This is a genomic window from Calditrichota bacterium, assembly GCA_013151735.1.
Classification (GTDB): Bacteria; Zhuqueibacterota; JdFR-76; order JdFR-76; family BMS3Abin05; genus BMS3Abin05.
Genome location: JAADHR010000065.1, coordinates 1 through 9,757, shown reverse-complemented (window position 1 = coordinate 9,757; position 9,757 = coordinate 1). Strand labels below are relative to the sequence as shown.

Here is a 9,757-nt window from a genome sequence, read left to right as displayed (position 1 = left end):
GAATCCAATGGCGAGCATGAAAATCAAATAAAATGCAATCACAATGTAATCAACAGCGGGAAGTCCAAAGTGCATAAAATTTTCCTTTTTCAACACGTTCAGTGCAAATTTCGTTCAGCCGTCCTTTAAATCAGACACCGATCGAGGATTTTCTTCATGTTCCGACCCAGAATGTTGCGCTTGTCTTCTTCGGAAATATCCGCGTATGCCACCCAGCCGAATTGGGGAATAGGATCTCGCATGGAGGTGTCCGAGCCGTAAATCACCCTTTCAGAGCCCACTTCTTTCACCAAGAATTCAATTACTCCGTTGGTCACAGACGTAAATGTAATCTCACAAAACACGTTTGGGAACTTTTTCGCCAGGCGGACATGCCTGTGTGCCACCTCGTACGACCAACCGGAATGGGCCAGGAGAAAGGAAATCTCCGGATATTTTTTAGCGAGAGTCGTCATTTCTTCCTCAAAATTGTCCGAGGGGTGCATAAGGGCAAAAAGCCGGTGTTTATTTCCGTACCGAAACCAGGGGTCGTACACCGGATCGGAATAGGGAACTTTATTGCGCGGGTAGTAGGGTTTCATGCCCTTCATGCCGGATTCCTCGTAGCAAAACCGAAGTTCTTTCTCCCAGTCCGTCACATACAGCGGATCCAATGTGGCGTAGCCCACAAAATTTTCCGGAAAATCACGGATGGCCTCCGCCACAGCAAGATTGCCCCTCTCGTAATCCGTCCAAACTCCGCCCCAGCCGCTGGCGCAGGTGATGTCCACCCCGATCCGCCGATTCCGATCGATCACCCCCTCGGCGTCGGAGCGAGGCATGACCGCGATTACAATATCGGAGTGTCCCTTCTCCGTGATGTGGGCGTGTCCGTCGATGACCAACATGTCATCAATGGGATGGCCGTTTTTCGCCTTTTCCAAAATGGTATCGTCGGGGGAAGGTTCGTCGTAATCGGCAGGACTCTCTTCCAATTTCAACAGACGGCTGAGATTTTCTCCGGCAATTTTCCGGCGGTCGGCCTCGCTGATTTCGGCGTAATCGATGAAAGCCTTGGCCGCTCCGGGACTTTTCTGCATCATTTCGGTCCCAAAGAGAAGCTGATCGGCCCCGACTTTTTCGACCAAGAATTCAATCACCCGATTGGCCTGGTAATTGGAAAACTCGACGTGCAGATTAGGAAACTTCTGAAGCAGGGGCAGCACAATTCGGGTGGCTTCCCAGCGGACCGCGTGTAAGAGAATCGGCAATTTCGGGTACGATTTGGCCAACCATTCCAGTTCTTCCCAGGTAATCTGGTTGTAGGGCTCGTAATTTCCGGCATCCACTAAAAGTGGAATACGCTTTTCCTGAAGAGCATCCAGCAAATCGCCCACATTGGCCTCATTCACCCGAAAGTGGTGGAGTCGCGGATAAATTTTTGCCGCCTTTACCCCCGCAGCCACCATCTGTTCGACAAAGTCACTTCCCTTCGGAGCTTCGTCTGCCACACTTGGCAACGCCACCCAGGCAGGGAAAAGCCGGGGATTGTCCCGGCAAATTTCGGCAACCCGCTCATTGCCCACAGAGGGCTGCAGATCCCGGGCGTAATTGGAAAAAACCAGCGCCCCGTGAATGCCGCAACGCTTCATGTCCCTGAGCATTCTTTCTACCGTCCAGGGGGCAGCCGGGTCTTTGCCGGCCCATTTTCCGACAGATGCAAAACAATCCAAATATTTAATCGATTTCATCGGACCACCTCGTGCGTTTTTAAATCCGTTTTTTATAGCTAAACACCCTTAAATCCAAATTTTTCAGATTTTTTTCCACGGCTCATTTTGCGCGGGTTCAGGATAATCAAAAAACAAACCGCTCTTTTGAAGACTCGGCCGGACACACCTATCCCGCAAAGCCATAATACGGCCATTGGCAGACATCTTCCGATGTCTGGGATTCGATTAAAACTCTCGTCTTAATTTTTGTCCGTGTTGGAAAAAACTAAGTACGAGCCGCAAATTTTTTCTTGCCTGCTGCGAAAAGAATTTGAACCTGCAGTTTCAGGAATGCTCAAGCAGGATAAAACAGGTCGTTAGAATCCTGCACGTAAAAAACTACAGACGATATTTGGAGCACAAACCCCGAGGGTTGTGCCGTACGAATGCTCCGGTGGAAGAATTTTTCTTTCCCCTAATACCAATGAAAATATCTGCTCCGAAATTTTCAATTGGGTTTGATAACGATTTTTCTTTTAGTGCGCCTCCAGCCAATTTGCACCGATTCCCATGTCCACTTTGATCGGTACGGTCAAGTCAATTGCCTTTTCCATTTCTTCCCGAACCAGCTTTTTCATGCGTTCGATTTCCGATTCGGGCACCTCGAAAACCAATTCATCGTGCACCTGCATGATCATCAACGATCGAAGTTTTTCCTGCTGCAACCGATTGTGAATGTGGATCATGGCAACCTTAATCAGGTCGGCTGCCGTTCCCTGAATGGGGGTGTTTACAGCCGTGCGTTCGGCAAATTCCCGCATGCGCCGGTTCTCGGAACGAATTTCGGGCAGATAGCGCCTGCGGTTGAGCAGTGTTGTCACATAGCCCTTTTGTCTGGCCTGCTCAATTGTTTGCCGGATAAATTCCTGTACCCCCGGATATTGGGCAAAATAATTGATGATGAACTGCCGGGCTTCTTCGGTAGAAATATCCAGGCGGGAAGCCAATCCGTACGGGCCCATCCCGTACATAATTCCAAAATTGATTTCCTTCGCCCGCCGGCGCAAATCCGGCGTCACCTCTTCCGGTTCCACACCAAAAACCAGAGCCGCGGTGGCTGTGTGCACATCCTCATCGTTTTCAAAAGTTCGCAATAAATTTTCATCGCCCGACAAATGGGCCATAATCCGCAACTCGATCTGCGAATAATCGGCATCCAAAATAACATGACCGGGGTTCCCCGGCACAAAGGCCCGTCGAATTTCCCGTCCCAGTTCCGTTCGAATGGGAATATTCTGCAAATTGGGATCACTGCTGGACAGCCGTCCGGTAGCCGCTACGGTTTGATTGTAGGAAGTGTGAACCCGTCCGGTTTCAGGGTTAATCAACCTGGGCAGCGCGTCAATGTAGGTGGATTTCAACTTCGCCAATCCCCGATAGTCCAGCAATTTTCGTGGCAGCGGATGAATCCGGGCCAGTTCCTCCAAAACCGACACATCGGTGGAATAGCCGGTTTTGGTACGGCGGGCTTTAGGAAGATTTAATTTCTCAAACAAAATTTTCCCCAGCTGCCGGGGTGAATTGATGTTAAACTCTTCTCCGGCCAAATCGAAAATTTCTTTTTCCAGCTGTTTGAGCTGATTTCCCACCCGGACAGATAAATCCCTCAACAGGGTTGTATCGAGCGCCACTCCGTTTTTTTCAACCGTCATGAGCACTGAAATCAATGGGATTTCCACCCGCTTGAAAAGATCGTACAACCCGGCATCTTTGAGCTTGGGCTTCAGGATATTGCGGAGACGCAGCGTCATGTCCGCATCTTCACAGGCATAAAAGGCCACCTTTTCAACGGTCACGTCACGCATGGTCCGTTGATTCTTGCCCTTTCCAATCAAATCACTTGTGGGAATCTTGGTGTAATTCAAATACTCAAAACTCAAACTGTCCAGGTTGTGCTGATGACTGGACGGATTGATCAAATACGAAGCCACCATGGTGTCGAAGTCTATCCCTTCCACGCGAATCTGGTAACGTGCAAGAGCCAGCATGTCATATTTGATGTTTTGGCCGCACTTTTTCAGTGTTTTCTCTTCCAGAATGGGCTTAAGTTTGCCAATAACCAGTGTGAGCGGCAATTCTTTTTGATCTCCCGGAGGAGCCGCAGCCCCGGCCGACTGGAAGAGAGGCCCCAACGATGAAGCCGTTTCTTTCTCACCGGCAGCCACCGGAATGTAGAAAGCCTCCCCTTCTTGCCAGGCAAAGGAAAAACCGACCACATGCGAGCGCAAAGGATCGATATGCGTCGTTTCCAGATCAAACACAAAATCGCCTGCAGCTTTCAGCCGGGAAATCAGCTTTTCGAGCTTGTCAACCGTGTCGATGATCTGATAATTCTGCTTGAGTTTTTTTTTATTTGAAAAATAGCGATCCATTAGCTTCTTGAATTCCAGCTCTTTAAACAAATTAATGATCTCGTCCGGGTCCCCGTTTTTCTGTTTGAGGGCTTCGATGTCGTAATTCACCGGAACGTTGGAATCGATCGTCACCAAACGTTTCGATAATACTCCGTCTTCTCCGTGGGCTTCAATGGCCGTTTTCCAGCGTTTCTTCGGCAACTCGTCAACGGACGCAAGAATTTTTTCCAGAGAACCGTATCTTTCAATCAATTCTTTGGCCGCTTGCTCACCCAGCCCTTTAATCCCCGGAATATTGTCACTTTTATCGCCAACAATCGCCAGATAGTCCACTACCTGCTCGGGGCGGAGGCCCCAGTTTTCTTCGAGCCATTTGCGGTCAACCATATCGATTGAATCGCCCATGTGTTGCGGCCGGTAAATTTTAATCGAGTCATCCACCAGTTGGAAAAAATCCTTATCCCCGGTGACCAGATAGGTTTCAATTCCCTTTTCTTTGGCCCGTTTTGCCAGAGTCGCCATCACATCATCCGCTTCATATCCGGGAACCTCAATAATCGGAATCCCCAACGTTTCAATAACCTGACGGATGCGAGGCAATTGATCGGACATTTCATCCGGCATTTTTTCACGGGTGGCTTTGTATTCCGGGTACTCTTTGTGGCGGAATGTGGGTTCGGGGGTATCAAAGACTACGGCAATGTAGTCGGGCTTTTCTTCCGAAAGAATTTTCAGAAGCGACTGGGTAAATCCAAATGTGGCCGATGTATTTTCCCCTTTGGAATTAATTAACGGTCGGCGAATAAATGCAAAATACGCCCGATACGCAAGATGCGACCCGTCAATTAAGAAAAGTTTTTTGGGAGAATCGGCCATAATTACTTCCAGAAAAAACAATAAAATATTTTGATAGGATAACCGAATTTTTTAAGTAAGATAGTATGAAACTTTTTAACGACTCCCTAACCACTTACATTCATGAACAAAAGGGGCTCGCGTTCTCTTCGGCACCTGCGTCCAATGACTTCAAAACCCGGGTTTACCCATGGAAATTTTTTTATTTTTCTAATTTACAGTAAAACTTTGTAAAAGTCAATGAAATCAATTGACAATTCACTTTTTTTTTTATATTATTTAGAGACTTAATCGGTTCCCGGCGGGTTATGGTCGTGCCCGGCTGGCGCCATTATCGGCTCTATTTTTAACGATTGTTGGGGAAAACGCGTTTAAACAGAGGAGGCTAAAATGAATCAGAATCAACCGCAACAAATTAATGTGGAATTGGGAGAGAAAGAAGCCGAGGGAATTTATTCAAACCTGGCCCTTATCAGCCATTCACCTGCGGAATTTGTCATCGATTTCACACGAATGTTGCCGGGTGTTCCGAAGGCCAAAGTGTATGCCCGAATTATTATGACCCCCCAACATGCAAAATCGTTCTTACATGCATTGCAGGAGAATATCCGCAAGTACGAAGAACAATTTGGAGAAATTAAAATTCAGGGCGAAGATAAACATCGCTCGTTTGGATTCAAACCTCCCTCAGAAAACTAAATAAAAACGAGGATACAGACATGGCACCTAATAAAATAGGATATTTTACGTTTGTTCTCCATTCCCATTTGCCCTATGTTTTATCGCACGGGAAATGGCCTCATGGAATGGACTGGCTGAACGAGGCAGCTGCGGAGACGTACATTCCCATCCTGAATGCGCTAAATGAATTACGGGATGAAGGAATCGCCCCAAAAATTTCCATCGGGATTACACCCGTTTTAACGGAACAATTAGCCGACGAAAGCTTCAAGACAGAATTTGAATCCTATCTGCGCGAAAAAATTCAAGCAGCCATTGAGGATCAAATTGAATTTGAAAAATACGGCAACTCTCACATGCATCAATTGGCGGACATGTGGGAGCACTTTTACAGAAAGATTCTGTCCGATTTTATTGAAAAATACCACTACGATCTGGTCGGCGCATTTCGTGAACTTTCGGACGCCGGTTTTGTGGACCTGATTACCTGCGGCGCCACACATGGATATTTCCCCCTTCTCGGGCTGGACACCAGTATTCAGGCACAGGTTAAAACGGCTATTAAAACGCACACCCGCCATTACGGAAAACCTCCGCGGGGCATTTGGCTGCCGGAAGCCGCCTACCGTCCCCGTTACAAATGGGCCCCTCCGGTTGCCTCCGTTCTTGGAGATAAGCCCTATTTACGAAAGGGAGTCGATGAATTTCTGAGCGAAAACGGGATTGAATTCTTTTTTGTCGACGCTGCTTTATTAAGAGGGGGGAAAGCCATTGGGGTGTACATGGACCGCTTTGAAGCCCTCAAAAAACTCTGGGCTCAGTTCGAAAAGGAACAGCCGGAACGGGAAGAAGACACCGAAAAATCACCCTACGAAATTTATCTGGTCAGCTCAAATCCGGAGCTCAAAAAACCAGTGGCTATTTTCACGCGCGATCCCAAAACCGGGCTCCAGGTCTGGTCCGGCGAATGGGGATACCCCGGAGACGGCTGGTACCTGGATTTTCACAAGAAGCATTTTCCAGGAGGACACCGCTACTGGCGGGTCACCAGCCCCAAAAGCGATTTGGCCGATAAAAAGGAATACGAACCCGATATGGCGGAAAGCCGGATTCCCGAAAATTCTGATCATTTTGTCCATTTGATTAAGGACATTCTGCGCGAACACCTTTCCGCAACGGGAAACAAGGGTGCGCTGGTGGCTCCTTTCGATGCGGAGTTGTTTGGACACTGGTGGTTTGAAGGACCGCAGTTTCTGAAAGCCGTCCTCAAAAAACTGGCCAACGATGATGAAGTGCAACTTTCCAATGCCGCTGAAATTCTGGACAACAAAAAGCCAATTGAAGTGATTACCATCCCTGAAGGCTCCTGGGGCGAAGGGGGTTACCACTACATCTGGCTAAATGAGGACACCAGCTGGACATGGCCTCACATTTATGCGGCTGAGAAGCGAATGACCGACACATTGAACAAACTGGACTGGCAAACCAATGCCCAGCTGGAGGATATTTTAAAACAGGGAGCACGAGAGCTGCTGTTACTGGAGTCTTCCGACTGGCAATTCTTAATCAGCACCTGGGCTGCCCGCGACTATGCAGAAATGCGTTTCGAAGAACACGTGCGGGAATTTAACCGAATCCTCGACATGGCTGAAACCGTTGCAATTACGGGAGAATTGACTGAAAAAGACAAATTGTATCTCACGGATTCCAAAAAACGGGACAATCTCTTTCCCGATATTGATCTGAAATGGTGGCAAACATTAGATTACCCGGTTTAACCGGAATAATTCACAACGAAGAATCCATGCAAAAACGAATTCTGACAATTCTTGTTTTGCTTTTTATGGCCGGGCCGGTGTTTGCTCAAAACACGAGCATCGGATTTTATGCCGGCCAATGGCAGCCCCGTTCCATTGAACATCAGGGAACAGTTTCTCTTTTCAGGGGTAACGCCCAAACCACGCCCTATTTTTCAATTACAGTAACGGAAGCCCTGACAAAAACTTTTTTCTTAAAACAAACACTGGGTTTTTGGCGGCAAAAAAGTATTTTGGCGGCAAACATCCAATCAATAACATTAATTCCGATAACGGCAGCCATCAAACACCGACTGGTTCAGGATTCATTTTTAATGCCCTGTGTGTCTTACGGTGCCGGTCTCTTATTGGGAATTCCCAAGTCACAAAAGAATAGTGAGACCTCTAAAACTTCCCCAAAGGCTATCGGAATCGACATTTTTATCGGTACCGGCTTTGATTTGGTTCTCACAAAAGCAGCGGGATTCCACGTGGAGTTCTCATACCACTACGCCAAATTTTCTTCGCCAGTGGGCGACACAGATGACTTTACCGGCCCGCAAGGGGTTCTGGGCTTTTACTACCAATTCTGATTTTCTTATGGCCAGAGACAACCCGTGCACATAATTTTGCAGACAATTGTTCCGGTTTTTTCAATCATTGCCATCGGTGCCCTCCTGGGTCTCTTTAAGGACCTGGATGCCAAAACTCTTTCTGAATTGACATTATACATCCTGACCCCCTTTCTGGTTTTTACAAGCCTTCTTGAAAGTCAGATTGTCCTTCAGCGCATGCTTACCATAATTGTTTTTGCAGCCCTTATTTTTTTGGGGATGGCCGCCATCAGTTTTGGAGCGGCGTATGTACTAAAATTCAGTCCCACCGAGAAAAGCAGTTTTGTCCTTTCCACAACACTCATGAATTCCGGAAATCTCGGACTGCCCCTTATTTATTTTGCCTTCGGGAATGAGGGTTTGGCTATTGCGGTTATTTTTTTGGTATGCTTCGTCATTGTTTTGAACACATTTGGGATTTTCGTGGCAGCCGGGGGACATTTACCCGCCTCGCGGGCTGTGGCTGAAATCTTCCGATTGCCGGCACTCTATGCCATCGGATTGGCCTTCCTGCTGCGCGGAACACACACCGTCATACCGGCCATTTTATACAAGCCCATTCAGATGATTGGGCATGCGGCCATTCCAACCATCCTTTTAATCCTGGGCATTCAATTGACCCATGCCAATCTAAGGGACAAACTTCCCCGCATCAGCCTGGCCGTTTTTCTGCGATTGATCGTTTCACCCATTCTGGCAATTGTCATTTTCACCCTGCTGCCTGCCGATAGTTTGACCCGGCGTGTACTCATCATTCAGTCCAGCGGCCCAACAGCCGTAAATGCCATTATTCTGGCCACAAAATATGATGTTCACCCCGATTTTGCGGGAAGCGTTATTTTGGTCAGTACGCTTCTCAGTGTGTTTAGTCTGAGTATTTTATTGGCCTTGTTTGGGGGATAAAGAAAAAGCGGGGCAACCGCGGTGATGACGATTGCCCCCAAGCCGTATAAGCTGTACACCACAATGAATTGTGGTGATTGTACAAAAACTAACTCTTTTGCAATACCAAACTTGTACCATCCCCATAATTCATTATGGGGACAACAAACTAATGCCAATCTTCGTTAGTATCCCAAACCCCATATTGGTCAGCCCACCTTTTGTATTCCTCTTCAAATGGTTCACGTTTATGATGTTTGTCCTGGTATTTTATGTAATTTTCAACAGCTTCAACTTGCGATTGACTGACGGAATAAGCCCCGTATCCTCGTTGCCAATGTATTTCTCTTTCTGCAAGATGACTTGAATTAATCCAATGTGAACTCTCGCCTTTAATATCTTTGGCAATACTTGCAATGGTTCTATCCGAGGTTAAACTAATTAGCATATGAACATGTTCAGGCTGAACATTCATTTTGAAAATGATAATCTTGGATTCCTCATATTTTTTCATAATGTGGTTATAAATTTTTAGACGTAAATCCCGATCCAGAATCTGCTCGTGTTTATAGGTTCCCCAGATCAGGTGAATATAAATTTTTACACGAGAATGAACAGCCATGAAGCCTCCTGTTTTAAAAACATAAGGCACCAACGTACACCACAATGAATTGTGGTGATTGTACAAAAAACAACTCCCTTGCAATATCAAACTTGTACCATCCCCATAATTCATTGTGGGGATGAGCTAAGGATAATCTGACGAGGGTAAAGCAATAACCCAACAGTCCTCATACACCCCAATGAATCGGGATGATTATACA

7 protein-coding genes are annotated in these 9,757 nt (G+C 47.0%); 4 read left to right on the top strand and 3 right to left on the bottom strand.

The window, feature by feature from the left end:
• Positions 1 to 125: 125 nt before the first annotated feature.
• Positions 126 to 1,730 carry an amidohydrolase family protein gene (locus tag GXO76_04545; protein ID NOY77120.1) on the bottom strand — a complete coding sequence of 535 codons (1,605 nt, stop codon included), beginning with the start codon at positions 1,728 to 1,730 and terminating at the stop codon, positions 126 to 128.
• Positions 1,731 to 2,227: 497 nt separating this feature from the next.
• Positions 2,228 to 4,981, bottom strand: coding sequence for a DNA polymerase I (polA, locus tag GXO76_04540; protein ID NOY77119.1), 2,754 nt, complete (start codon positions 4,979 to 4,981; stop codon positions 2,228 to 2,230).
• 369 nt (positions 4,982 to 5,350) lie between these two features.
• Between polA and GXO76_04535 the strand changes: the two genes are divergently transcribed.
• Genes GXO76_04535 through GXO76_04520 form a run of 4 tightly spaced genes read left to right on the top strand, consistent with a single transcriptional unit; the run spans position 5,351 to position 8,954 of the window.
• A complete protein-coding gene (locus GXO76_04535) occupies positions 5,351 to 5,659 on the top strand; it encodes a DUF3467 domain-containing protein (protein ID NOY77118.1) in 309 nt (102 codons plus the stop codon).
• Between the two features lie 20 nt (positions 5,660 to 5,679).
• Complete coding sequence (locus GXO76_04530) at positions 5,680 to 7,419, top strand: DUF1957 domain-containing protein (GenBank protein NOY77117.1); 1,740 nt, start codon at positions 5,680 to 5,682, stop codon at positions 7,417 to 7,419.
• Between the two features lie 26 nt (positions 7,420 to 7,445).
• Positions 7,446 to 8,030 carry a hypothetical protein gene (locus GXO76_04525; protein ID NOY77116.1) on the top strand — a complete coding sequence of 195 codons (585 nt, stop codon included), beginning with the start codon at positions 7,446 to 7,448 and terminating at the stop codon, positions 8,028 to 8,030.
• A gap of 24 nt (positions 8,031 to 8,054) precedes the next feature.
• On the top strand, positions 8,055 to 8,954 hold the full coding sequence (locus GXO76_04520) for an AEC family transporter (protein NOY77115.1): 900 nt from the start codon (positions 8,055 to 8,057) through the stop codon (positions 8,952 to 8,954).
• Between the two features lie 148 nt (positions 8,955 to 9,102).
• On the opposite strand, the gene tnpA is transcribed toward GXO76_04520, so the two are convergent.
• Complete coding sequence (tnpA, locus tag GXO76_04515) at positions 9,103 to 9,555, bottom strand: IS200/IS605 family transposase (GenBank protein ID NOY77114.1); 453 nt, start codon at positions 9,553 to 9,555, stop codon at positions 9,103 to 9,105.
• Positions 9,556 to 9,757: the final 202 nt, after the last annotated feature.

Coding starts and splice junctions, on each gene's coding strand:
- GXO76_04545 (NOY77120.1), bottom strand. CDS start 1,730: ATGAAATCGATTAAATATTTGGATTGTTTTGCATCTGTCGGAAAATGG.
- polA (NOY77119.1), bottom strand. CDS start 4,981: ATGGCCGATTCTCCCAAAAAACTTTTCTTAATTGACGGGTCGCATCTT.
- GXO76_04535 (NOY77118.1), top strand. CDS start 5,351: ATGAATCAGAATCAACCGCAACAAATTAATGTGGAATTGGGAGAGAAA.
- GXO76_04530 (NOY77117.1), top strand. CDS start 5,680: ATGGCACCTAATAAAATAGGATATTTTACGTTTGTTCTCCATTCCCAT.
- GXO76_04525 (NOY77116.1), top strand. CDS start 7,446: ATGCAAAAACGAATTCTGACAATTCTTGTTTTGCTTTTTATGGCCGGG.
- tnpA (NOY77114.1), bottom strand. CDS start 9,555: ATGGCTGTTCATTCTCGTGTAAAAATTTATATTCACCTGATCTGGGGA.